This window comes from Streptomyces clavuligerus, assembly GCF_005519465.1.
GTDB classification, from domain to species: domain Bacteria; phylum Actinomycetota; class Actinomycetes; order Streptomycetales; family Streptomycetaceae; genus Streptomyces; species Streptomyces clavuligerus.
In genome coordinates, this window is sequence record NZ_CP027859.1 from 454,140 (window position 1) to 478,291 (window position 24,152).

Annotated in this window: 17 protein-coding genes and 2 pseudogenes; 10 read left to right on the plus strand and 9 right to left on the minus strand. The window is 72.3% G+C overall.

What is annotated here, in order from left to right; genetic code table 11:
- Window positions 1–370 precede the first annotated feature (370 nt).
- Entirely contained in the window at window positions 371–2,782 is a 2,412-nt protein-coding gene (locus CRV15_RS30345; RefSeq protein ID WP_003963115.1) for a tetratricopeptide repeat protein, read from the minus strand.
- A gap of 942 nt (window positions 2,783–3,724) precedes the next feature.
- Here CRV15_RS30345 and CRV15_RS30355 point away from each other — a divergent pair.
- Complete coding sequence (locus CRV15_RS30355) at window positions 3,725–4,465, plus strand: PIG-L deacetylase family protein (protein ID WP_003954324.1); 741 nt, start codon at window positions 3,725–3,727, stop codon at window positions 4,463–4,465.
- Between the two features lie 62 nt (window positions 4,466–4,527).
- On the opposite strand, the pseudogene CRV15_RS30360 reads toward CRV15_RS30355, so the two are convergent.
- Window positions 4,528–4,875: pseudogene (locus CRV15_RS30360) on the minus strand (GFA family protein); the annotation flags it as partial.
- A 201-nt stretch (window positions 4,876–5,076) separates the two neighbouring features.
- On the opposite strand from CRV15_RS30360, the gene CRV15_RS30365 reads away from it, so the two are divergent.
- Together CRV15_RS30365 and CRV15_RS30370 are read left to right on the plus strand one after the other, a co-directional pair.
- Window positions 5,077–6,270 (plus strand): nucleotide sugar dehydrogenase, encoded by a 1,194-nt coding sequence (locus tag CRV15_RS30365; RefSeq protein WP_003963116.1) that lies wholly within the window; start codon window positions 5,077–5,079, stop codon window positions 6,268–6,270.
- 166 nt (window positions 6,271–6,436) lie between these two features.
- Complete coding sequence (locus CRV15_RS30370) at window positions 6,437–7,429, plus strand: helix-turn-helix domain-containing protein (RefSeq protein ID WP_009999123.1); 993 nt, start codon at window positions 6,437–6,439, stop codon at window positions 7,427–7,429.
- Between the two features lie 43 nt (window positions 7,430–7,472).
- On the opposite strand, the gene CRV15_RS30375 is transcribed toward CRV15_RS30370, so the two are convergent.
- Together CRV15_RS30375 and CRV15_RS30380 are read right to left on the minus strand one after the other, a co-directional pair.
- Window positions 7,473–8,117 carry a response regulator transcription factor gene (locus tag CRV15_RS30375; RefSeq protein ID WP_003954328.1) on the minus strand — a complete coding sequence of 215 codons (645 nt, stop codon included), beginning with the start codon at window positions 8,115–8,117 and terminating at the stop codon, window positions 7,473–7,475.
- A gap of 17 nt (window positions 8,118–8,134) precedes the next feature.
- Window positions 8,135–9,448, minus strand: a complete 1,314-nt coding sequence (locus CRV15_RS30380; protein WP_003954329.1) for a sensor histidine kinase — start codon at window positions 9,446–9,448, stop codon at window positions 8,135–8,137.
- A gap of 125 nt (window positions 9,449–9,573) precedes the next feature.
- Between CRV15_RS30380 and CRV15_RS30385 the strand changes: the two genes are divergently transcribed.
- Window positions 9,574–10,398 carry a DedA family protein gene (locus CRV15_RS30385; RefSeq protein WP_003963119.1) on the plus strand — a complete coding sequence of 275 codons (825 nt, stop codon included), beginning with the start codon at window positions 9,574–9,576 and terminating at the stop codon, window positions 10,396–10,398.
- On the opposite strand, the gene CRV15_RS30390 is transcribed toward CRV15_RS30385, so the two are convergent.
- Window positions 10,301–11,056 carry a thioesterase II family protein gene (locus CRV15_RS30390; RefSeq protein WP_009999126.1) on the minus strand — a complete coding sequence of 252 codons (756 nt, stop codon included), beginning with the start codon at window positions 11,054–11,056 and terminating at the stop codon, window positions 10,301–10,303. The genes CRV15_RS30385 and CRV15_RS30390 overlap by 98 nt on opposite strands.
- Before the next feature lie 241 nt (window positions 11,057–11,297).
- Here CRV15_RS30390 and CRV15_RS30395 point away from each other — a divergent pair, with 241 nt between their 5' ends.
- From CRV15_RS30395 to CRV15_RS30405, 3 genes are all read left to right on the plus strand, one after another.
- The gene (locus tag CRV15_RS30395) at window positions 11,298–12,032 is read left to right on the plus strand and encodes an ABC transporter ATP-binding protein (protein WP_029183243.1); all 735 of its coding nucleotides are present in this window, start codon (window positions 11,298–11,300) and stop codon (window positions 12,030–12,032) included.
- On the plus strand, window positions 12,026–14,488 hold the full coding sequence (locus CRV15_RS30400; protein ID WP_003963121.1) for an FtsX-like permease family protein: 2,463 nt from the start codon (window positions 12,026–12,028) through the stop codon (window positions 14,486–14,488). Before CRV15_RS30395 ends, CRV15_RS30400 begins: the two co-directional genes overlap by 7 nt.
- Window positions 14,489–14,565: 77 nt before the next feature.
- Window positions 14,566–15,180 (plus strand): ribose ABC transporter ATP-binding protein, encoded by a 615-nt coding sequence (locus tag CRV15_RS30405; protein ID WP_009999129.1) that lies wholly within the window; start codon window positions 14,566–14,568, stop codon window positions 15,178–15,180.
- 30 nt (window positions 15,181–15,210) lie between these two features.
- Here CRV15_RS30405 and CRV15_RS30410 read toward each other — a convergent pair.
- Both CRV15_RS30410 and CRV15_RS30415 read right to left on the minus strand, forming a co-directional pair.
- Window positions 15,211–15,441: pseudogene (locus tag CRV15_RS30410) on the minus strand (TauD/TfdA family dioxygenase); the annotation flags it as partial.
- A 120-nt stretch (window positions 15,442–15,561) separates the two neighbouring features.
- A complete protein-coding gene (locus CRV15_RS30415; protein WP_009999130.1) occupies window positions 15,562–17,037 on the minus strand; it encodes a DNA polymerase subunit beta in 1,476 nt (491 codons plus the stop codon).
- Window positions 17,038–17,311: 274 nt separating this feature from the next.
- Here CRV15_RS30415 and CRV15_RS30420 point away from each other — a divergent pair, with 274 nt between their 5' ends.
- Window positions 17,312–18,691: a helix-turn-helix domain-containing protein gene (locus CRV15_RS30420; RefSeq protein ID WP_003954335.1), complete on the plus strand. Its 1,380-nt coding sequence runs from the start codon at window positions 17,312–17,314 to the stop codon at window positions 18,689–18,691.
- Between the two features lie 487 nt (window positions 18,692–19,178).
- Here CRV15_RS30420 and CRV15_RS30425 read toward each other — a convergent pair whose 3' ends face one another.
- Window positions 19,179–19,646, minus strand: a complete 468-nt coding sequence (locus tag CRV15_RS30425; protein ID WP_003954337.1) for a hypothetical protein — start codon at window positions 19,644–19,646, stop codon at window positions 19,179–19,181.
- Window positions 19,647–19,979: 333 nt separating this feature from the next.
- On the opposite strand from CRV15_RS30425, the gene CRV15_RS30430 reads away from it, so the two are divergent.
- Window positions 19,980–20,621 (plus strand): hypothetical protein, encoded by a 642-nt coding sequence (locus CRV15_RS30430; protein ID WP_003954338.1) that lies wholly within the window; start codon window positions 19,980–19,982, stop codon window positions 20,619–20,621.
- 619 nt (window positions 20,622–21,240) lie between these two features.
- Here the strand turns inward: CRV15_RS30430 and CRV15_RS30440 are convergent.
- Entirely contained in the window at window positions 21,241–22,086 is an 846-nt protein-coding gene (locus CRV15_RS30440; protein WP_230864320.1) for a polyprenyl synthetase family protein, read from the minus strand.
- A gap of 663 nt (window positions 22,087–22,749) precedes the next feature.
- On the opposite strand from CRV15_RS30440, the gene CRV15_RS30450 reads away from it, so the two are divergent.
- Complete coding sequence (locus tag CRV15_RS30450) at window positions 22,750–24,081, plus strand: phthiocerol/phthiodiolone dimycocerosyl transferase family protein (RefSeq protein WP_009999132.1); 1,332 nt, start codon at window positions 22,750–22,752, stop codon at window positions 24,079–24,081.
- Window positions 24,082–24,152 lie beyond the last annotated feature (71 nt).

The following is a 24,152-nucleotide window of genomic DNA, read 5'->3' on the forward strand; positions in this document are numbered from 1 at the left end:
CATGCACCCGCAGGTCATGGCCATTCCATGGCGGATCAGCGGAATGCCGCACGTTACCGGGAAGGGAGATACCTGCCCTGGAGTACCGGAGGTGAGGCACCGCCATGCCCCAGGAAGGGCACCCGGAGGGGGCGGGCTGGAGCCGCTCCGCGCGGCCAAGGCACACGGAACGGGACGGCTTCGGCAGCCGGTCCAGCCGGACGGGCCACCGCGCCGGGCAGCGGCCCGGAGCGGACCCGGGGTACCGGTGGCAAGCGTCTCTTCTCGGTATGTGATCTCGGCACAGACCACATGTCGGCAAGTGTGATGCCCTCGGGTAAAAGCTCCATGCCGTAACGCGTGCCGTTGCCATGGAGCAGGAGGAATCAGCTCAACCAGGGGTGCCTCGCCCGCTGTCCGCCAGCAGGGCGCAGGCCTCCGCCTCCTCGGGGGTGCCGAGGCCCGCGCACAGAGCCAGGGCCTCCCGCCAGCGGGCGCGGGCGGGGGCCGGGTGGCCGAGGGAGTCCAGGGCGTGCCCCAGGGTGAGGAGGGCGCAGGCGTGGATGGTGTCGCCGCCGACGCAGCCGAGGGTGAGGGCTGTCTCGGCGTGGTGGAGTGCGTTCTTGGGGTTGTGCGGGAGGTGGGCCTGGGCGATGCGGACGTGGGTGGTGCCTTCCCAGAGTCGTTCCCGGCTGTCCTGGAAACCCTTCAGTGCTTGCTGGAGCTGTTCAAGGGCTTGTGTGTGCCGGCCTGCCTTAATCAGCGCGATGCCGAGGGAGTAGCGGGCATTCGCGACGCGCAGATGGGTTCCCTGCTGGAGCAGGATGCCGAGTCCTCGCCGGGCCAGCTGGAGGGCTTCGTCCGTTTGGCCCTGAGTGAGGTTCACGCGGGAGAGATTGCACAGGAGGTTACCCTCAGACACCTTGTTGCCCGTCGTGCGGTAGTGGTCGAGAGATTTCCGGAAGAAGTGTCCGGCGTCGTCGATCCGCCCCTGGTTGAAGGCGCTGATTCCCTGGTCGTTGACGGCCCAGTAGAGGCACGTCGGGTCATCCGCGTGCCGGGCGAGGGACTCGGCCGCTCGTGCGTGCTCGTCGGCCTCCCCGTAGCGGCCCGCCGTCATATGGACGGCCGCGAGAGCGGTGTGGGCGCGGCCCTGGCTGCGCAGGTCGCCTGCAGTGCGGGCGGCGGTGAGGACGGCGCGTGCGGCGGTTTCGTACTGGAGGGAGCTGGTGCCTGATTCGGCGAGTTTATGGGCGGCCCAGAGCAGGTCGGCGGCGTGGCGGAGGTGCCCGTCGGCCGCGGACTGGCGGGCGCAGGCCAGGATGGTGTCCGCCTCGGCCCAGAGCCAGTCCAGGGCTTCGTGCCGGCCGGGGAAGGGCAGTCCGCGGTGGTCGGCGTGCTCCAGGTGGCGTGGCAGCCAGCAGCCGGGCTCCTCGGCGGTGTAGACGTGGGTGGCGGTGGCCAGGTAGAAGGCGAGCAGTCGCAGGAGCGCGGCTCTGGTGGTGTCGGTTGGTTCGTCCTGTTCGGCGCGGGAGCGGGCGTAGAGGCGGACGAGGTCGTGGAAGCGGTAGCGGCCGGGGGCGGCGGGTTCCAGGAGTGAGGTGTCGACCAGGGATTCCAGCAGGGCCTCGGCGGCCGGGGGCTGCAGGGCGAGCAGCGCGGAGGCGGCGTCGAGGGAGATGTCGGGGCCGTCGGGGAGGCTGAGGAGCCGGAAGGCGCGGGCGGTTTCCGGTTCCAGCTGGCTGTATCCGACGGTGAAGGTGGCGTGGACGGCCAGGTCCCCGGTGGCCAGTTCGTCTATTCTGCGGTGCTCGTCGGCGAGCTTCGCGGCGAGGACGGAGACGGTCCAGGTGCGGCGGGCGGCCAGCCGGGAGGCCGCGATCCGGATCGCCAGCGGCAGGAAGCCGCAGGCGGCGGCGGTGGCACGGGCGGCCTCCGGCTCGGCGGCCACCCGGTCCCGGCCGGTGATCCGGGTGAAGAGCGTCAGGGCTTCGCCGGGGGTGAGTACCTCCAGGTCCACCGGCCGGGCGCCTTCCAGGCCGGTCATCCTGGCCCGGCTGGTCACCAGGACGGCGCAGTTGGCAGTACCGGGAAGCAGCGGCCGGACCTGGGCGGCGTCGCGGGCGTTGTCGAGGAGGACGAGGGTGCGGCGGCCCGCCAGCAGGGAGCGGTAGAGGGCCGTGCGGTCCTCCAGGGAGTCGGGGATCGCATCGTCGCGGACGCCGAGCGCGCGCAGGAACGAGCCCAGCGCCGCGGCCGCTGCCACGGGCTGGTTTCCCGCGCCCTGGAGGTCTGTGTAGAGCTGTCCGCCGGGGAAGTGCTCACGCACCCGGTGGGCTACCTGGACGGCCAGGGTCGTCTTGCCGATACCGCCGGTGCCGGTGATGGTCACCGTGTTTATCGCCGTCCCGGCGGCGGTGAGATGCTCGCTCAGCTCCCGCACCAGGGCAGCGCGGCCCGTGAAGTCGGCCATGGCGGGCGGCAACTGAAAAGGGGGAGCAGTGCGCGGCGCGTGGGGCGGGCCTTCCGCGTCGGCGGTGCGGAGGTCGGCCCGCCGGGCGTGGCCCCTGTGCGCGGCTTCCTCCAGCCGCCCGGCGGCGGTGGTGTCGAGTTCCAGGGCCTTGGCGAGGGCCAGTACCGTCCGCCGGTGGGGGCCCCGGGAACGGCCTCGCTCCAGATCGGCGACCGCACGTACGCTCAGTCCGGCGGTATGGGCCAGTTCCTCCTGGCTGAGTGCGGCACGCAGACGTAACGCGCGTAACTCCCGCCCCAGCTCCCCTACTGCCGGTGGCCTGGTGTCCATGGCCGTGCCCCCTCGATCCGTGCGGTCGTGCCGAAGCCGTGCCCGGCTCCCTGGGTGTCCGGCTCGGTCCTTACCGTACTGTCCGCCCCGGCGGCCGGGGTCGGTGTTTCCCGGCAGAATTACGCCGCTGGGTCTGCCGGTGAAGACTTCCTGGCGACGCAGAGGACACCACGGTTGGATCGGGGTGTCCGGTACGGGACGGAGCGCTGCCCTGCCCGTACCAGGGCCGGCCGCGGACGGCGCCGATGTGCTACGGGGGTACACATCGGCGCCGGGCACGGCCTGCGGGGGTTCCCGGTCCGAGGCGCGCTGGATGATCAGCCCCAAAGGTCGGTGGGCGGGCGGACGCCGCATTCGGCGGCGGGCACCCGGGCTGCGGGCTGCGGGCTGCGGGCTGCGGGCTGCGGGCTGCGGGCTGCGGGCTGCGGGCTGCGGGCTGCGGGCTGCGGCACATCCTCGCCGCCCGCACCGAGTGCGGCCGAATCGGTCCGGGCCTGCGTCGTCCACGAGGCCCGCAAGAGGCCGGGCTCGTCTCCGGCCCCGCCGGCCTCCGCCTCGTGCACACCGTCCACATGCCCGGCACAGGTCCGGACGCAGCACCCGGATCAAGGACGGCCGGGAGTATCCCGATGATCCGGTGCGCAGCGAGGCCGCCCGGACGTACCGGCGCCGACGACTGCCAGCGGTCCGCCACCGACTGGGGGCACGCGCGCGGACACGTCATCGACACCGGCTTCCGCATCCCCGGGGCAGACCCTCCAGGCCGCCCTCCACCACTCCACACCACCGGCTGACCGGTACCGTCCACGCGAAGCATGCATCCGGCCCACTCGCCGTCCCCGAACCGGCACGCCCCAGTTCCCGAACGCTGTCCGGAGAGGATCCCTTCGCCATGACCGCCACCACCCCGCCACCGTCCCTGCCCATGCCGTCGGTGCTGGGGTGTTCGCCCATCCCGATGACGAAGCGCTGCTCCCCGAGGGTGTCCTGGCCAGGAACGCGGCCTCCGGGGGCCGCACCGCGGTTGTCACCGCCACCTGGGCATCGGACAGCCCTCGCGCGGCCGAGCTCGCCGACGCCCTCGCCGTGCTCGGCGCCAGCCTGCCGCGGATGCTCGGCTACGGCGACGCCCGCAACCCGGACGCCGCACCGGGCCGGGTCCGGCTGGTCGACGCACCGCTCGACGAAGTGATCGCCCGGCTCGTCGCCGAGATCCGGCAGTTCCAGCCTGACATCGTCATCGGGCACGACGCGCTCGGACAGATGACCGGGCACCCCGACCACCGGCGCACCCACCAGGCGACCGTCCTCGCCGTCGAAGCCGCAGCACTCCCGGGCCTTCACCCGGAGGCCGGAAAGCCGTGGACGGTCGGCGCGCTGTACGCGGTGACCCACCCGGACTCCGGTGTCAGCGACCTCGCGCCGCTGCTCGCCGGGGTGGGCAAGAGCCTGCTGACGGTGCCCGACGCGTACGTCACCGCCACGGTCGACGTGACGCCGCAGATGGGCCGGAAGTGGGCGGCGATCCGCGCGCACCGCAGCCAGCTGGAGCGGCCAAGACCTCTTCCCGCTCTCCTGGACCGTCTCGGCGAGCCGGTCCGGGCCCGGATTCTCGGCACCGAGTTCTACACCCGCATCAAGCTCGCCCCCGGTGGCGGCGCCGGTCGTCTTGGGGAGCTCTGACCATCCGGTGCCTGTTGCCTGTGGCTGTGCCCGTCCGGTCCGGGTCCGGAGGCCGGGCCGGGTCAGCCGGTGGTGGTGCGCTGGGTGTCGGGAACCTGGGGCAGCCAGGACACCGCGGTGTCGCGGAAGGACTGGTTGACGGGTACGAGATCGTCGCCGTCGGGGTGGTCGAGGGCGGGCAGGTTGACGCCCATCCGGACATCGCCGTAGTCGAAGGCGGCGATGTGGCTGCCGCAGTCGGGGCAGAAGCCACGCCGGGTCTGGCCAGGGAAGGTGTCGTACCACTTCGGCTCACCACCCTCGCCGGTCCAGGCGAACCCGTCGAGGGGGAAGGCGACCCACGACATCATCGGGCAGCCGCCGCGTTTTGGGCAGTCGGGACAACTGCAGGTGTGCGGGTAGTCCGGCGCGCCCTTGGCGGTGAATTAGATCTGCCCGCAGTGGCAGCCGCCGGTCCGGACGGCCACCGTGTCGGGTGTGGCGTTCATCGGGTCATCGTCCCTTGTTTTACCGTGCAGTTGACTTGCGTCAGTGTGTCATCGCCGTCAGGGTCTACGGGGTGTTCCCGGGCCGGGCTCATCCCCCGCACAGACGTTCGACGGTGGTCGGCCGTGTTCCTGCTGCGGGTCGTCGCGGGCCGGTACGCTCGCCGGGCCGGGGCGGGTATCCGCCGGGCAGCGACGCCCGAGCGGCGAGTGTTTTCGCCCGTTTTCCATCGTCGTGAGATCGGATTTGCCGAAGTGGTGCAGAGGGAAGTTCAGCAGCGGAAGATCGCCGTGTTCGGTGCCGGGTACATCGGTCTGGTGACCGGGGCGTGCCTGGCGCAGCTGGGGCACGAGGTGGTGGTGCGGGACATCCAGCCGGAGCGGGTGCGGCTGCTGCGGTCGGGCGAGGTGCCGATCCACGAGCCGGGGCTGGGGGACCTGATCGCGCGGAACAAGGAGCGGCTGGTCTTCACCACCGGGCTGGAGGAGACGCTGGCGGGGGCGGAGGTGGCCTACGTCTGCGTGGACACGCCGCCGTCCGCGGCCGGGGACGCGGATCTGTCGCGGGTGTGGTCGGTGGTGGACTCGCTGGCGGGGGCCGGGCATCTGCGGGCGGTGGTGGTGAAGTCGACCGTGCCGGTGGGGACGGGGGCACGGGTGCGGGCGGCGCTGGACCGGGCGGGTCTCGGGCATGTCGGGTACGCGTCGAATCCGGAGTTCACCGCGGAGGGACGGGCGGTGGAGGACTTCCTGGCGCCGGACCGGGTGGTGATCGGGTCCTCCGATGCGGAGACCGCCCGGCTGATCGGGGAGCTGCACGCCGGGGTGGACGGTCCGGTGGTGGTGATGGACGTCGAGTCGGCGGAGATGTCGAAGATGGCGGCGAACGCCTTGTTGGCGACGAAGATCAGCTTCATCAACGAGATCGCCACCCTCTGCGAGCTGACGGGCGGGGACGTGGAGATGGTAGCGAAGGCGGTGGGCATGGACCACCGGCTCGGGCCGCGCGTCCCCAGGGCCTGCTTCAGCTTGGCGATCACGCGCCGCTTCTGCGCCGCCGGCTCAGCCGTCGCCGATCAGCGGGTCCAGGGCAGGTCGCCGTCGACCTCGCCGCTCAGGGGGGCGACGACGTCCAGGGCGGTGTCGAGCACCAGCTCCACCGGGCGCGCCGGCGGTGCAGTCCAGGGAAGGTCGCGCTCGTTCCCGCCGTCGGCGGCGGCGGCCGGATTGGCCAGCAGCAGGACGTTCAGCAGGATTGCACCGGTCGCCGCCGCAAGGAACGCGCTCTTGTTACGCATCTGGATTTTTCCCCCTCGTTGAACGCCGCATCGGCCGTTCATGCTGTTTCGTTTTCTGAGCTGAACCTTACGGAGCTGGACTTTCGAGCCTATTTTTCCTCGATTTCGAAGCACGGAAATGCTCGTGAAAATGGGTGAAAAGGAGGTCGGCATACGCTGCGCGTACCAATCGACGACTGGAGGCCGGAGTGCTCACGGAGATCGGGCTCGGCACGGACGCCGCGTGCGTGTACCGCGCTCTGCTGAAGGAGCCGCGAGCGGAGACGGGCGCGCTCGCCGCACGCCTCGGCTGGTCGGCCGACCGGGCCTCGAACGCCCTCGATGAACTCTTCTGCCTCTCTCTCGTGCGGCCCTCGCACGAGCACCGGGACAGTCGGCGGCTGGTGGATCCTGAAGTCGGACTGCAAACTCTGATCGACGCACAGGAAAGGGAATTGCTCCGGCGGCAGCAGATTCTCACGCAGACGAAACTCGCGGCGGAGAACCTGGTCGACGAATACCGCAGTGCATCGGAGAGCGGGCCGGTGTCATCCGTGCGGGAACTGCGCGGGATCGACGCCGTGCAGACCTGTGTGGAAAAGGCGTGTCATGAGTGCCGGGAGGAGATCCAGGTGTTCGTGCCCGGTGGCGCGCAGCCCGGCGACGTCCTCGCCTCGTCCCAGCCGCTCGATCTGCTGCTCCTGGAACGGTCGGCCCGGGTCAGCTACGTCTACCAGGGCAGCATCCGCAACGACCGGCCCACCAGCGAGTACGCGCAGTGGCTGGTCGAGCAGGGGGCCGAGGTCAGGACGGTTCCGCATCTGCCGCTCCGGGTGATCATCTGGGATCGGCGCACGGCGCTCGTGCCGATCGACCCGGCCGCACCGGACGCGGGAGCCTTCCTGCTGTCCAGCCCGGGGCCGGTGGCCGCGCTGCAGTCCTTGTTCGAGCAGGTGTGGCAGCGGGCAGCGCGGTTCGGCGAGGAGCGGGACCGGGAGCGGGACGGGGCGCTCGCCGACCAGGAGAGCGCGGTGCTCGGACTGCTCGCGGCCGGCCTCACCGACGAGGTGATCGCCCGCAAGCTGGGGGTGTCGGTGCGCACCAGCCGCCGGGTGACGGCGGCGCTGATGAACCGTCTGGGGGCCCGTAGCCGCTTCCAACTGGGTGCGCTGGCGGCCGAGCGGGGCTGGCTCGTCGACTGAGCGGACCCGGACGACGGGGCCACTGTCATGCTGTCCCGGAAGGTCAGCCGCGCAGGTAGGCCAGGACGGCCAGTACCCGGCGGTTGGTGGCGTCGGACAGGCTCAGGTCCAGTTTGGTGAGGATGGAACCGAAGTGCTTGCTGACGGTGCCCTCGCTGACGTGCAGGGACGCGGCGACGGACGCGTTGGACTGGCCCTCGGCCATCAGCGCGAGGACTTCCTGCTCACGGGGGGTCAGTTTGGCCAGGGGGTCGCGGCGGTGGCGCAGGAGCTGGCGCACCACTTCGGGGTCGACGACGGTCGCGCCGGCGGCCACCCGTTGGAGGGCTTCCACGAACTCCTCGACGTTTCCGACGCGTTCCTTGAGGAGGTAGCCGACGTGTGTGCCGTCGGAGGAGTCGAGCAGCTCCTCGGCGTAGGCGCGCTGGACGTACTGGCTGAGGACGAGGATGGGCATGCGGTGGTTCTTCTCGCGCAGCCGCAGTGCGGCCCGCAGCCCCTCGTCGGAGAAGCCGGGCGGCATCCGCACATCGGTGACGACGATGTCGGGGTCGTGTTCCGCGACGGCTGCGATGAGTTCGTCGGCCGTACCGACACCGGCGAGGACCTGGTGGCCGAAGCGCTCCATGATCCCGACGAGGCCCTCGCGCAGCAGCACGCTGTCCTCGGCCAACACGATGCGCAACATCTGGTTCCTCTATCGGGCTATCGGGCCGGCGGGGCGTCGAGTCGGCGGTCCGGAGCCGGGGTGCAGGGCACGAGGAGGCGGAAGACCGTGGGCCCGCCGGACGGTGAGGACACTAGCAAATGCCCGCCCAGGACCGAGATGCGATCCGCGACCCCCTCCAGCCCTGTGCCGTCGGCCTCATCCGCGCCTCCGACACCGTTGTCCCGTACTCGGACGACGAGTTGGCCCTGGTCGACGCGGGCGTCGACGGTGGCCCGGGTGGCGCGGCTGTGCTTGGCGACGTTCGCCAGCGCCTCGCACACCGCGAAGTAGACGGCGGACTCGACCGCTTCCAGGAACCGGTGGGGCAGGTCGAGATCGAGGTCGACGGGGACCGGGGAGCGGTCGGCGATGTCCTCGATGGCCGCAGCCAGACCTCGGTCGGTGAGCACCCGGGGATGGATGCCCTGGATCAGCTCCCGCAGCTCTACCAGGGCGGCTTGGGCCTCACCGTGGGCCTGGGCCAGGAGCCCCGCGAGGGGCTCCTCGCGGGCGTCGAGGCGCGCCAGGCCCAGCCGCATCGACAGGGAGACCAGCCGCTGCTGGGCGCCGTCGTGCAGGTCGCGTTCGATACGGCGGCGCTCGGCCTCGAAGGCGGTCACCAGACGCATCCGTGAACGGCTCAACTCCCGCACTCGCAGGTCGTCCTGAGGGGGTGACACGTCCAACAGGAGGCGGGTGAGCTGCGCGCGTCCCACGGCGAGCAGGCCGAGCGGGTAGGCCAGCAGGGGGAGCAGGAGCAGCCCGGCCAGGGCGACGGCGAACGCCGCCGGGTAGGAGTGGACCAGCCACAGCTTGATGACCCGCGCCTCCTCGCCGCCGCCGGCCGTGGCCATGACCAGGGGGGTGGAGATCAGCCCCCCGCTCACACCGAGGACCGTGCCGATGACCGCTGCCTCCAAGGGCCACAGGAGGCAGCCGAACAGGAGGGCGTATCCCAACTCCCGCCAGGTGGAACGCTCCTGGAGGCGGGTGCGCAGCCAGGCGGCGGGCCCGGTGCGTGGCGGGTCCTGGTGGGCGTCGGCCAGCGGTACGGCCGGGTCGATCAGGCGCAGCCGGCGCCGCTCCACATGCGCGACCGGCAGCCCGGCGAGGACCAGTGTCAGCAAAAGAGGCACCCCGACGAGGACCACGGTCAGCAGGCTGCCGGCCAGCGCGAGGACGAGCAGGCAGGCCAGCAGAGCGGCGCCCAGCGGCACGCTGGTCAGGAAGTACAGGGCGCAGCGCCAGGGCCAGCCGCTCCGGAGGTACCGGCGCTGGTGCAGGGCCTGCCAGAGGCTGGGTGAGTGCATGGGGGCACGATATGAGGCCCGTATCGCGCCGGACCACCCAGCCAGCTCCACCATCGGACCGGTAGCGGGCTCCCCGTAAGGACGGCCACCAGGTGCAATGTGCGCGAGGGGTGCCGCGGGGTCGGATGGGGGCAGTGGGCAGCCGCCCGCTCCTGTACAAGGGGGAGGGGACCGGGATGTTCTCGCCGGAGGCCATGTTCGCGGTCGTGCCCGTCTGGCTGACGCTGGTGATCGTGTTCCTGCTGCCCGCGGTGGAGCCCGCGGTACCGGTGGTGGGCATGCTGTTCCCTTCGCAGACCGCCCTGGTGGCGAGCGGGGTGCTCGTGCACCACGGGGTGCTGCCGGTGGCGGGGGTGTTCGCGCTGGCGGTGGCCGGGGCTCTGGCGGGCAATGCGCTCGGGTACGGGGTGGGCCGGCGCTGGGGGGACCGGCTGGAGGGCGCCCTCCCCGGAAGGCTTACCGGCTCGCGGTCCTACCGGCTGGCGCTGGCCACGGTGGGCGCCCGGCACGGCCGGGCGGTGCTGCTCGGCCGGTTCAACGGGGGCCTGCGCACCCTGGTCCCGGCGCTGTGCGGCTCCGTACAGGTGCCCTGGCGCCCGTACCTGGGGTGGTCGGTGCTGGCCGCGCTGCTGTGGTCGCCCTGCTGTGTGGGGATGGGGCTGCTCGCCGGGAGCTCCTGGGAGAAGTGGGGCGGTTCGGGTGTGCTGGCCTGCGCGTCGGTCGTGCTGCTGCTGACCACGTCGCTGCCGCTGCTGCTCACGGCCCGCAGCGAGCACACCCGGGCCGCCCGTGCCGCAGAGGGGCCTGTCCAGGGCTCTTCGGGCGGGCCCGCCGTGGCCGGCGACGTCCGGGTCACAGCCGCTCGGCGAGGAAGCGCACCAGCGCCTCTTCCTGCGGGACCAGGTAGAAGTGGTCCCCGGGGAACAGCCGGTGCTCGTACGACGCTGTAGTCAGCGCCGACCAGGACAGCAGCTCGGGAAGGGTGCAGCCCGGGTCGGCCGTGCCGCCGACGGCCGTCACCGGAGCGTGCAGCGGGGTCACGTCGAGCGGCTGGTAGGACTCGATGATCCGGAAGTCGCCGCGCAGCGACGGCAGCAGCAGCGGACGCAGGTCGGGGTCGTCGTAGACGACGGAGCCCATGTCGCCGAGCCGGCGGGCCGCGGCCACCAGGTGCTCATCGTCGAGCAGGTGCACGGTGCCGCCGGCCCGCTCGGTGTGCGGGGCTCCCCGGCCCGAGACGACCACCCGTTCGGCGACGACGTCGTGGCGGTCCTCAAGGCGGCGGGCCACCTCGTAGGCGACGGCCGAGCCGAGACTGTGGCCGAAGAGGACCACCGGGGCGTCGAGTTCGGGCTCCAGGGCGTCGGTGATCGCGTCGGCGAGCTCCGTCATGGACGAGGCGCACGGCTCGCCCAACCGTTCCTGGCGGCCGGGGTACTGGGTGGCCAGCACCTCCACCCCGCCGGGCAGCAGCCCCGCCCAGCCGTGGAACAGGGTCGCGGTGCCGCCGGCGTGCGGCAGGCAGACCAGGCGCAGCCGGGGCGCCCCGCTCCGCGCCGGGTACCTCCGGAACCACTTTTCCCCGGTTCCCCTGCTGATGACCGTCATTCCGAGCCGCCCTCCCGCCACCTGCGGTGGCCGTGTCCGTTCCTCCATGGTGCAGGCCGGCGCCGCGGTGTTCCGCCCGGGCCGACGGCAGGAGCCTGCCCACGCAAGTTCCTGTCGCCTTCGGGTACCGCCCTTCCCGCCCGGGGCGGCCACCGTGCACAGAAGGGTGGAGCTATCTCCACCCCGAAGACTCCGCCCGGCTGCGATGTGCGCCAGCTCCGGGCCCGATTGAGTGGACACCATGAATCAAGCAGCCGTCCGACTCCGTTCGGTCACTCGCTCCTACGGCAAGGGCGCCAGCGCCGTGACCGCCCTGGACAACGTCTCCCTGGACATTCCCCGGGGTACGTTCACCGCCGTCATGGGGCCCTCGGGCTCCGGCAAGTCGACCTTCCTCCAGTGCACCGCGGGCCTGGACCGGCCGACCAGCGGCCAGGTGCTGCTCGGGGAGACCGACCTGAGCAAGCTGAGCGAGAAGAAGCTCACGCTGCTGCGGCGGGACCGCATCGGCTTCGTCTTCCAGGCGTTCAACCTGCTGCCCTCGCTCACCGCCGAGCAGAACGTGGCACTGCCGCTGCGGCTCGCCGGCCGCCGCCCCGGGCGGAGCGACGTCCTGGACGTACTGGAGAAGGTGGGCCTGCGCGAACGCGCCGGGCACCGGCCCAGTGAGATGTCCGGCGGCCAGCAGCAGCGGGTGGCGCTCGCCCGCGCCCTGGTCACCCGGCCGGAAGTGCTCTTCGGCGACGAGCCGACCGGCGCCCTGGACACCACCACCAGCCGTGAAGTCCTCACGCTGCTGCGGCAGATGGTCGACCAGGGACAGACCGTCATCATGGTGACGCACGACCCGGTGGCCGCCTCCTTCGCGGACCGGGTGCTCTTCCTCACCGACGGCCGGGTCCACGACGAGCTGTTCGCCCCGACGGCCGATCAGGTCGCCGCGCACATGACCGGACTGGCGGCCCTCCCGTGCTGAAGCTCACTCTGCAGGGAATGCGGACCCGCTGGGTCACGTTCATCGGCTCGTTCATCGCCCTCGCCCTCGGCGTCGGCCTCATCGCCACCACGGGGCTCGCCCTCGCGGCGACCTTCAGCGCTCCGGACCGCGGGCCCGAGCGGCTCGTGAAGGCGCCGGTCGTAGTGAAGACCTCCGACCTCGTCCGTGCCGACACACCCATCGGGGAACGTACGCAGACGATCACCGACCCCGCGCCGGTCCCGGCCGCCGTCACCGAGAAGCTCGCGGCGCTCGGCAAGGTCGTCGAGGACCGCAGCTTCCCCGTGTCGGGCCCCGGACTCGGCGAGGACACGGTCGGCCACCCCTGGTCGGTCGCCGCGCTCACCCCGTACACACTGACCACCGGACGCGCCCCCTCAGCGCCCGGCGAAGCCGTCGCCACCGGGGACGCGCTGCGGCCCGGCACCCGGGTGCAGGCCGCCACCGCCCGCGGGTCCGAGCAGATCACCGTCGTCGGGACGGTCGCGTCGGCCGGATTCGAGAACGCACTGTTCTTCACCGACGCCGAGGCCGCGCGGATCTCCCCCGACGTGGACGCCGTCGCCGTGCACGCCCCGGCCGACCGGGTCGAGGCGGCCGTGGGCGCCGGGTTCGACGTACTGACCGGCGACGGACGCCGGCGCGCCGACCCGGACCCCGACCGGGACGAGGAGGCACTGGTCTCGGTGAACGCGCTCCTCGGCACGGCCGCGGGCGTCACCGGCTTCGTCTCGGTGTTCGTCGTCGCCTCGACCTTCTCCTTCGCGGTCGCCCAGCGACGCCGCGAGTTCGGACTGCTGCGCACCGCCGGTGCCACCCCCTCCCAGGTGCGGCGGATGGTGTTCATCGAGGCGTTCGTCATCGGGGCGCTCGCCTCGGCGGCCGGCTGCTGGCTCGGCGCGGCGGGCGCGCCCCGGCTCGCCGCCTGGATGGCCGACGCCGGCATCGCCCCCGCCTGGTTCCGGATCGGCGAGCAGACGTGGCCGCTGCACACCGCGTTCTGGACGGGCCTGTTCGTCGCCCTGAGCGGGGTGGTCGTCTCCTCGTGGCGGGCCGGCCGGGTCGGTCCGACGGAGGCGCTGCGCGAGTCCGCGGTCGACGCCCGGGCGATGCCGGTCAGCCGCTGGCTGATCGGCGGCGCGGTCCTCGCGACCGGCCTCGGGCTGCTCTCCCTGGCCCTGCTGGACAGCCCGGGCGACGTCCTGAAGCGGAAGACCTACATCACCCAGCCGATGCTGCTGATCGTCGGGTTCACCCTGTTCGCGCCGGTCCTGGTCAAGCCGCTGATCCGGCTGCTGACCTGGCTGCCGGCCCGGTTGCCCGGTCCGACCGGGATGCTGGCCCGGGAGAACGCGTCCGCCGGGATCCGCAGGACCGCCGCCGTCGCCGCCCCGGTCATCATCACGGTGGCCCTCGCCGCCTCCCTGATGGGCACCACCGCCACGATCAGCGAGGCGAAGGCCGACGAGGCGCGAGAGCAGATCACCGCGGACCTGATCGCCACGGCGGGCGGGGAGGGCCGCGCGCTGCCCGACGAGTTCGTCCGGCGCGCCGGGGCCGTCCCCGGCGTGACCGTCAGCGCCACCCGGTCCACCGGGGTGACCGTCCTGGAGGAGGGGGTCGCCCTCGTCAAGTCCGAGGCCAAGGGGGTCGATCCGAAGACGCACGCGGTCGTCTCCCACCTGCCGGTCGTCGCGGGCCGTCTCGCCGACCTCGACGACGACAGCATCGTCGTCAACGAGGAGTGGCTGACCACGAAGGTGGGGGACACCGTTTCCGTCTGGCTGGGCGACGGCCGCAAGGCGGACCTGCGCATCGCGGCGGTGCTCTCCACCGGCACCGGCAGCAACGGCGTCTACCTCACCGAGCGCAACGCCGCCGGCGCCCCTGTCGACCGCGTCGACCTCGCGCTGCCCCGGGACGGCGCGGACAGCGCGGCGGCCGCACTCGACGCCGCCGCGAAGGCGACCGGAGTCCAGCTCCTGACGGGCGACCGGTGGGTTGAGGCCCACTACCCGCGCTCCAGCGAGAACACCCGGCTCGGCCTGTGGATGATCCTCGGCATCGCCCTGGTCTACACGGGCATCGCGCTCGCCAACACCCTGATGATGGCGACGTCGGACCGGGTCCGCGAACTCGCCTCGCTGCGACTGATGGGAGCCACGAAGGCGCAGGTGCTGCGGCTCGTCGGGGCCGAGGCCCTGGTGGTGGTCGCGGTCGGCGCGGTGCTCGGGGCGGTGATCGCCGGAGTGAACCTGCTCGGAGTGTGGAGCGCCCTCGGCCTGCTCGACGTCTGGTCCGACGTCGTCGTGCCCTGGGGCACGGTCGCCGCGGTGATCGGCGTGAGCGCCCTGCTCGCGACAGTGGCCTCCGTGCTGCCCGCGTCGTTCGCGCTGCGCGTCCGGCCGGTCGAACTGGCGGGCATGCGCGAGTGACCGCCCGGTACCGGGGCATGCCCCGCCGTGCCCCGGCACCCCGCGCCCACTCCCTTACAACGCGAGAGGCCAGCGCTGTGATCAGCGATCGAGCCATCCTGCCCGGCGGGCTCCGGCGCCGAGGGCCCCGGGCCCGCACCGCGGCGTCCGGCCCCCGCCGGATCGCCATGGCCCTGACCGCGCCGGTGCCCGAGTCGGGACAGGCCGTGGTCGTGGAGCTGGACCCGTACGAGGGCGAGGTGACCGCCCTGGTCCGGGAGCTGCTGGGCGGTCGGGGGCGGCACCTTGCCGTCGAGCCCGACCCGGTGCGGGCCGCCCGCCTGAGCCTGTGCTTCCCGGACGTCGAGGTCGTCACCGCCGACGCCGCGTCCCTGCCCGGTGTGCTTGCCGGGCGGGGGATCGCGGTGGCGGACGTGGTGATCGCCGGACGGTCCTGGGCGGGCCTGCCGCATGCGGAGCGGCGAGCCTCCCTCGCCGCGGTCCGCGAGGTGCTGAGCCCCGAAGGGGCGTTCACCGCGCCCGGCCCGCTGTACGCGCGGTTCCGGGCGGAGGAACGGCACTTCCGGCGGATGCTCGGGGTGTCCTTCGAGGAGGTGGTGGCCGGCCGCACGGCATGGGATTGTCTGCCGCCGGCCTTCGTGCACCACTGCCGGCGCCCGCGCGTGCTGGCCCCGCTGGCCTCCTCCCCGTGAGGCCGGCGGAACACGCGGACGGACGATGGCTCAGCCTGCCGCCAGCTGCGACGGCTCGGCCATCGCCACCGCGATCCTGCGCGGGCCGGTGAACGGCTCACGGGCGTGGGCGGCGAGCATGTTGTCCACCACCAGGATGTCGTGGCGCTGCCAGTCGAAGCGGGTGGAGGCGTCGCGGTAGCACTGGCGCAGGTGGGCCACGACGTCGTCGGGGATGGGGGCGCCGTCACCGTAGTAGGAGTTCGTCGGCAGGTCCTCGTCCGCGGGTGTTGTGGCGCTCGGGCGGCGGGGCCGCGCGCCGGGGCACGGGCAGGTGCGGGCTGACGGGCAGGTCCCAGGCCCCGTCCGGGTACAGGGCGTCCAGCCCCGTACGGGAGGGGGTCACCTGGTGGCTCCGGCGAGCGTGTGGGTGCGGGTGATGGCGTTCGCGGCGGCGATGCCGGTCATGGCGGCCTGGACGATGCCCTGGGCGATGCCGGCGGCGTCCCCGGTGACGTGGAGGGGCAGCCCCCGGGGCACCTGGAAGCCGTCGTCGAGCGGCGGGGTGGCCCACAGGGACTCCAGCTCGGGCCCGATCACGAGGATGTCGTCGAGTCCGGAGTCGGGCAGCAGCGTCCCGGAGTGGCGGAGGATGGAGTCCATGAGCCGCCGGAAGCCGGTGGCGAGCGCGGCGTGCTCGGCGTCGGCGAACAGGCGGTCGACCCGGCCCGCGACGAGGTCGGCGACCGACGGGTCGAACGACAGGCGGGTGCGGATCTCCTCCCACGAGGCGGGGGTGTCGGTGCGGGTGAGGAAGGCGCGCAGGCTCTGGACGAGGGGCCGTCCGCCGCTGAGCTCGCGGTAGCCGGTGAGGAAGGAGCCGAGGGCCGCTGCGGGTGTGCCGCGGCCGGTGGCCTGGCACAGGAGGCCGAAGTTCGCCGCGAGATGCCGGTGACCGTCCGGCTGGTGGCGTTCGAGGGTTTCGTGGCCGTCGAGGGTGATCACCGGCCCGCCGGGACCGAAGGCGTCGTGGTAGTGGGTGAACTTGATCCGGCCGCCGTTCGGGCCGCCGCAGAAGCAGAACGTCTTGACCTTCTGGCGCCCGTCCAGGTGCTGGGTGACCTTGACGTCGGGGTGCTCGGCGCCGATCGCGGCCAGCAGGGGCGCGGGCATCTCCAGCCGGATCCCGACCGACATGTCCGGCGGCTGGGAGGGGATGCCGAGGGTGTCGAGGAGGCGGGTGGTGGCGGTGACGCCCCGGCGGCCGGTGGCCAGCACCAGGCGCCCGGCGGTGACCTGCCGTACCCCGGCGACGTTGCGGACCGTCAGCCGCATCCCCGCCCGGTCCAGCTCCGCCCCCGTCAGTTCGCTGCCGTGCCACAAGATGGCCCGGCCGTCGAGCTCGGTGTGCAGGGACTCGATCACGGTCCGCAGACCGCTCTCGGACAGCACGGCGACCGGGTACTCCCGCAGCGCGAGCCCGTCCGCCGCGAATGCGGCCACCGCCCCCGGGGAGACGGCCTGCCCCACCAGCACCGGCGGCACGGTGAGCGCCCCGGTGAGCCACCCGTACGCCTGCTGGCACAGCTCATCGGCGCGCAGGCCGCCGAGGTGGTCGGTCAGCCGGCGACCCGAGGGAAGCTGGGAGAGCTTGGCCCCGTCCCCGTAGTGCATGCTGCCGCCGAACCCGCTGATCACGTTGCACACCCCGGCGCACCCCGTGCAGTGGAACCCGCAGTCAACCGGGCACGGCCGCCGCCGGTAGGCGCGGCCCGCCTCCAGCAGCAGGACCCGCAGCCCCGGCTGCTCGTTCAACAGCGTGCGAGCGCACGCGAGACCGGCCGGCCCGGCGCCCGCGACAGCCACATCGACATGCATGGTCAACCCCCAGGAAAACACGCGGAATTCGGAACCCCTGCCCCGGGCCGCGACACAGCCAGCGGCCGACGGCGGCCCGCCGTATCCGGGCCCGGCCGCGGGGCGGGAGCACCACGGTGCCGGAGGCCTCGAAGCGACGGCCAGTACCCGGGCTGTTGCTCCCTGTTGCGGCGCCGAGCAACAACGAGCAACACCCGAAACCCGCCTCACCGCCCCCGGGCGCGCGCTACGGTCCAGGTGACCATGCGAGGCACCGACACGCAGGGGGCCACCGATGCCGCCACCCCGACACCCCACCGCCTTACCCCAGCCCCGCGGCTACCTCCTCACCCGCGCCCGGACCGCACGCGGGTGGACCCAGACCGAACTCGCCCGCCGCCTGTGCGCCCTCAGCCTCACCCGCGGACGCCCGCTGCGCACCGGCCGCGACGGCGTCAGCCACTGGGAGAACCAGCGGGCCCCCGACCTCTTCACCCAGCTCCTCATCGCCGAGCTGCTCGGTATTCCACCGGGGGCCGTGGATGAGCGACCATGGCCCCAGTGGCTGTCCGAGGACCCCGCCCAACGGCCCGCCCCCAGGCCGTGGACGCTTCCCGGCGCCGCGCAGTCCCTCACCGAACTCGCCGCCGTACCCGGGAGTGCCGTGGACACCACACGCAGAGACCTCGTCCTGATCGCCGGCTCCACCCTCACCGCGTCCCTCCTCGCCTGGATCACCGCCGACCCCGTCGCCGCCGGCCAGCTCACCACCGGCCGCCGCATCGGAGACGCCGCCGTCACCCGGATCGAGGACCGGGTACGGACCCTGCGCCGCACGGACGACACCGACGGCGGCGGCGCCGTCCTCGCCGAAGCCGCCGCAGCCCTCTCCCTCGTCCGCGGACTGATCCGCACCCGCACCTACAGCACCACCCAGGGCGCCCGCCTCTACGCCGCCGCCTCCGACCTCGCCCGCCAGCACGCAGCCGCCGCCTTCGACATCCACGGCACCTGCGCCGACACCGCCTTCGACACCGCCCTGCGCACCGCCCACGCCGCCGGCGACCAGGCCCTCGGCGCCAACGCGCTCGCCTTCTGGACCGTCAGTGCCTACAACACCGGCCGCCTCCAGGACGCCGAAACGATGGCCACGACCGCGCTCGCGGCCGTCCGCGGCACCCACCCCCGCATCGAGGCCCTGGTCATCACCCGCCGAGGCCGGGCCCGCGCCCACCTCGGTGACGCGCGCTGCCAGCATGACTTCGACCGTGCCGAAACCCTTCTCGACCAGGCCGACGAACGCGGCGAACCCGGACCGGACTGGTCGTACTGGTTCGACCGCGCCGAAATCCTCAGCGCCCGCGCCTCCAGCCACCGCGACCTCGGCGAACACCAGCAGGCCGAACACCTCTTCAGGCACGCGACGGGCCTGTTCCCCTCCGGCGCCGTCCGCGACCGAGCGCTCTACCTCTCCCGCCAGGCCGAGGCCCAGCTCGCGCAGGGCCACATCGACCACGCCACCGCCACCGCGAACACCGCCCTCGACCTCACCGAGACCATCAGCTCCCACCGCACCACCAACCCGCTCCTCGCCATCGCGGACGATCTCGCCCTCTCCCCCTTCGCTGCCGCCCGCGACTTCTCCGAACGCGCCCACACCGTCCTGGCCGCCTGAACCGACACCGCGAACAAGCCGGTCGCCGCCGCCGGGACGCACCGGCCGGACCGGACCTCCGAGACGGAACGAGCGTGGTGCGCCGCCGGAACCTCGCGCCACGACCCGGTGGTCGAGTTCGCCGGGGTGCACCAGATAGCGGTGACCGCCGAGGGTGAACCGGACCGGGGTTCGGCTTGCGGGCCGTGGTGATCCCCTGGTCCGCGGACTGCACCGCGGCCAGCAGGGTCGCGGGCGGGTCACCAGCGCGGGCGGACCGGCCGTCCCGGCCGGAGGGCGCGGTCCAGGCGGGCAGGAGATGGTTGTGGAAGCGGGCGCAGGCCGGGGAGCCGAGGGCGACGCGCAGCAGGGTCAGCAAATTGGTTCCGGGGAGGTACGCGAGGGCCTCATCCAGCACGGTCAGGTTCTCGGCCTGTTGCGGACCAGCCTGCCAGGACGATGCTGTGGTGACCGGCGGTTCGGCGGTCCCGCAGGCGTGGTCACCGAGCTATGCCAGCAAGCCGTGGTCGGCGACTGCCGCCAGGAACTCCTTCGTCTGTACCACTGGTGTTCCGGGCAAGGGCGGGCTCGGCGCCGGTGCCGGGCCGCTCAGAGCCGAGTACCTCGCGGACGCACGGTCGACTGCGGCACGCATCTGCCGCTGCCGGTGTTCTTCCACGGCCTTCGCGTACGGCTCGGGGGCCTCACGCTTGTCGTGGATGCCGATGAGCGTCGCCCCTTCCGGGCCGCCGTCGAAACCGTATGTGCCGAACGTCCAGCCGAGCTCACGAGCGGCCTTCCGCAGCGCGGCCCGGATGAGGTCCAAGCCGCCCAGCTGGGCGGCCGTCTCGCTGGGCACGTGCACCTGGAACGTTCCACCGTAGCCGCCGGCGCTCTCGGGCCCGCTGCGTTCCAGAAGCGGCACCAGGACCTTCGCCAGCGCCACACACCGTTCGTCCTTCGCGTACGACACCATGCCCGGGAACCTACCGGCAGCGGCCGGCCCCAGTTCTCCGGGCCCTGCGGCTCGGCGTCGGCGCTGTGCCGGCGGTTCGCCTGTTCGCTGCCAGGCTGGGCCGGCCCCGGATGCGGGCGCAGCAGCGGCTCGACGCTCGCCGCGGTACGGCACGAGAGGTGGCGGTCCGGCGTCGTTGTCACTCGATCGAGTTCCTTCTTTCGCGTTTCGCGCCGTGCTCATACGGCAGACGCCGACAATCTAGCGCGTGCGTCACTAAAGACCCCAGAAGTCGTGGCGAAGGTGCCCATGCTGCGCTTCAGCGTCTTTCTGATCTCATGTGAGGAGTAGAAGATGAACGACCGTTCGGCAGCACCGGTCAGTGCCCCCGATATTGCCGGAGAAAATCACCATCACGCTTGGGCGAAGCTTCCGAAGGGCGAGTACCTGACAGAGATGCGGACGACATGGGTCGTCCCCAGCGTCCCGAAGGATGTGAGCAACCGCAAAGTCTTTATCTATCTCTGGCCCGGGGCCGGTTCCGTTCTTCAGCCTGTGCTCGCCTTCCATGCCGGATATCCCAAGTGGTATCTGCATGCGTACGCCATCCACGGAGACGAGAGCGTCAAGGGCGAAGACTACGATGTTGAGGTCGGTGACACCATCGTCGGTGTGATCAAGCTCAAGGAGATCACATCAGATGGAAAGTACACGTACCGGGTGTTCTTCGAACGCGAGGACGGCACGGAATACCCGCCCCAGACGGCGTGTGAGCAGACGTGGCCTGAACCAGTGTCGGGGATCTGTCAGTACATCGAAGCATTCGGCGATCCCGATGGGGACCAGTATCCAGCCGAGGAGTACCTCAAGATGTGCAACATCAAGGTCACCTCGAACAAGGGCCACGTTCCGGCCCAGTCGATCGTCTGGGACCTCTCCAGCAGCCCGCAAGCCAAGATCGTAAATGGCGATCTCTGGCTTCCGTACCGGACCTAAGGGCTCGCAGAGACTTTCCTCATGAGCCGCATCCTGACCAGCGCCGGGATCCTGCCCACTGCGGGAGCGCTGGCTCTCGCCCTGTCCACCCCGCCACCACCTGCGGAACAGCAGCGGATGGCCTGTCCTCTGTCCCGGCTCGCCGCTGAAGGAGGCCACGGGCGAACACACCCTGCTGCTCGCCCCCGGGGCCGCCGAAGCCCTGCGCGAGCGCCTGGCACACGGCCCCCGGGAACGCGCCGACGCGGTACACGCCTTCACCGAGGAGACCCACCGGGAGGCCGCGCCGCTCGTCCGCTGGTTCGAGAGGCTGCTGTGGACGGGCCTCTTCCCGGGGCCCGGCACCGACCGGCTGCTCACCCCATGACCGACCACTCGTCCATCCACACAGAAGCCGGGGGAACACCCATGACCACTGCGTCCGTGAACATCACTGACCGGCGGCCAGGTCGGGCAACGACGGACCGGCTCGAAGGAGCGCCTGGTTCCCGACGCGCGGTTGTTCACCACCTGGGTGGCCACCGGCGTGCCGCGTCCCTTCTTCCCGATTCGGTGGGGGAGAAAGGGCCGGTTCGTTTGCTCTGTGCGACGGCGTGGTTCGTCGGTGGTGTCGGCCGTGTCAGGCCGGGTGTGCGGTACTCCCGAGGGTGAGGCGGGCGAGTGCCTCGGCGAGCGGTGGGGGCAGTGTCAGGGCGTTGAGCGCGGTGAGGGCCTGGTCGCGCCGTTCGGTGATCAGGCGTTCGGCTTCCGCCCGGGCCCCGGTGGCGACGAGGACGCAGCGCAGCCGGGACGCGCCCTGCCGGTCGAGGCCTGGTGTGCCGAGCAGGGTGTCCAGGGTGTGCCGCTGTTCAGGTGTGGCGTGTTCCCGGGCGAGGGCCACGAGGACGGTGTGCTTGCCGCCGCGGAGGTCGTCGAGGTCGGGTTTGCCGGTTCTCCGTGGATCGCCGAACACTCCCAGGAGGTCGTCGGCGAGCTGGAATGCCTCGCCCGCCGGCAGCGCGTAGGCGCTGAGCCCTGCCAGGAGTTCCGGTCGTGCGCCGGCGAGCGCTGCTCCGATGTGCAGGGGGCGTTCCATGGTGTAAGCAGCGGTTTTGTAGCGCGCGATTCGCAGCGCCAGTGAGGTGTCCGTGCCGGGCCGGCGGGCGGAGGTGATGTCCAGGTACTGGCCGTGGACCGTTTCCGCGCGCATGGCCGTGACCAGGGGCAGTACCGCGGCCAGCCGGTGGGGGGTCAGGGGAGCGTACAGCAGTTCGTCCGACCAGGTCAGGGCGAGGTCCCCGACGAGGATCGCCGTGCTCACCCCCAGTTGTCCGGCTTGGTCGGGGTCGAGAGCGGCGCCGAGCCGGTCGGCGAGTGCCCGGTGCACCGTCGGGCTGCCGCGCCTGGTCGCGGAGTCATCCATGATGTCGTCGTGGATCAGCGCGAACGCGTGGAACATCTCCAGCGCCGCCGCTGTGGACACCACCTCGTCCGGCAGTCCTGTTCCGCCGCCGGCCTGCCAGCCGCGATGCACAGCAGCGGACGGATCCGCTTCCCCCCCCCCCGGCGCCGATGAACTCCCGCAGCAGCGCGGGCACATCCTGTGGAACCGGCCCCCCGGCGGCGGCCGAGCGCTCCTTGGCGTTCAGGAACGCGGTCAGGTGGGCTTCGACGGCCGCGCGGTACTCGGCGGGGAGCCAGGTGCATGGTGGTGTGCCCGCTGCTGCTCCGCTGTGCATCAACACATCAGACATATCGCTCGATTCCCCCCGGAAGAGGTCAGGCGCGCGGTGGTTGGCCATGATCGCCAGGTCTGGCGGGAGCGACGATCGCATTCTTGATATGCGCGAGTCAATACAGTCTCCCGGCGCGGTGAGAGCCCGCGGTCGAGCCCCGCCCGGAGCGCCGCGCGTCGGCCCCGCCCCGGAATCCGGCAGCCCAGGCCCGTCCACGGCGGTGGGTTTACCCGGGCCCGCCCAGGGCAGCCTCCTGCGGCACCTGATCAAGAAACGGGATGCCGTGACCACGGAACCCGTCGCCCGGGGCACCCGCCCCCGGCCCGCCGCTCGTGCGCCACCCGATGAGCCTCAGCTTGCCCGCCGCGGGCAAGCCGCCCCGAACGCGTTCCACCACGACCTGGAAATGCCCCATGCCGCATGCCGAACCGGTCCACCGGCTGCTGTCCGTGAGCGAGTCCGTGCTCGCGGCGCTGGAGCAGCAGGTCGTGGTCGCCGTGACAATCGACGGCCCGCTGGAGACGACGGTCCTGCGTACGGCGGTGGACCGGCTGTGCCGAGCCCAGCCGGTGCTCTCGGCGACGGTCGTGGCCGAGGGCGGACTCCGGTTCCGGCTGGAGGCGCCCGCTCCCCAGGACGTACGGGTGGTGACCGGCGGGGATTTCGACGGGGCGATCAGGGGGTTCGCCCCCGGTGAGCCGCTGCTGCGGGTCACCGTGCTGCCTCGCATGGACGGTGCGCATACGGTCGTCGTGGCGGTGCACCACGCGGTGAGCGACGGCGTCAGCGTCCTGGAACTGACGCGCGCCCTGTGGGGGACGTACACGGCGCTGGTCACCGGCCGGGAACCGGAGGCGACGGAGGCCCAGGACGGACTCCCCACCCCGGTCGAGCAGTGGCTGGTCGACCGGCACGACAGGGCGGAGATCGACGCCTTCCTCGCCCGCAGGGCCGTGTTCACGGCCTCGGTGGTCCCCGCCGTCCTACCCGTGGGGGAGGGGGCTGGGACCGGCTCGCACCTGAGCCGGGTGGCGATCACACCGTCCGGGACGCTGCGGCTGCGGGAGCTGGCGCAGCGGTGCGGGGGTTCCCTGCACGCCCTGCTCTCCGCGTCCCTGCTCGTCGCGGTGCGCGGGCAGATCGCCCCGGAGCGCGGGGCGCTGCCCCTCACCTGCATGTCAGCGGTGGACCTGCGCAGGCGGGTGACGCCCGGGGTCCCGCCCGGACGGCTGGTGCATGCGGCGTCCATCGCGTACACGGCCCTCGATGTCGCCCCGGACGACGATCCGCTCAAGGTCGCACCGGAGTTCCGGTCCCGGCTGCGCCGGTCGGTCGACGCCGGGGACCTGGAGCTGGAACTCGTCGCGGCCGAACAGGCGGCGGCCCACTTCACGACCGCGCCGATCAGCCTCGCCGTGACGAACGTGGCGCACCGCCCGCTCTCGCTGGAACTGCCACCGGGCGTCAGGGCCGGGTGCCTGCGGTTCTTCAGCCAGCCCCCGGGGCCGTTCCCGATCGCCTTCGTCAGCGCCTCGTGGGAGGGGCTGGGCATCGACCTGGGGTTGGGGCGGAGCTGGTTCAGTGCGGGCCAGTGCACTCGTCTCGCCGAAGCGGTCCGGGATGTCGTGGCCGGCCTGCTGGGCGACGCCGAAGCGGTCGAAGTGGTGGCGGCCGAGCCGATCGAGGAGGCCCAGCGGGCCCCGGAGCGCCGTGACGCACCCGGAACCCCTGCCGTCCACGCGTAGGGCGCAAGACGAAACGATCCTTCGACGCACCCGTGGGACAACGGCACGGCCCCGAGACCGGAGACGCCTGA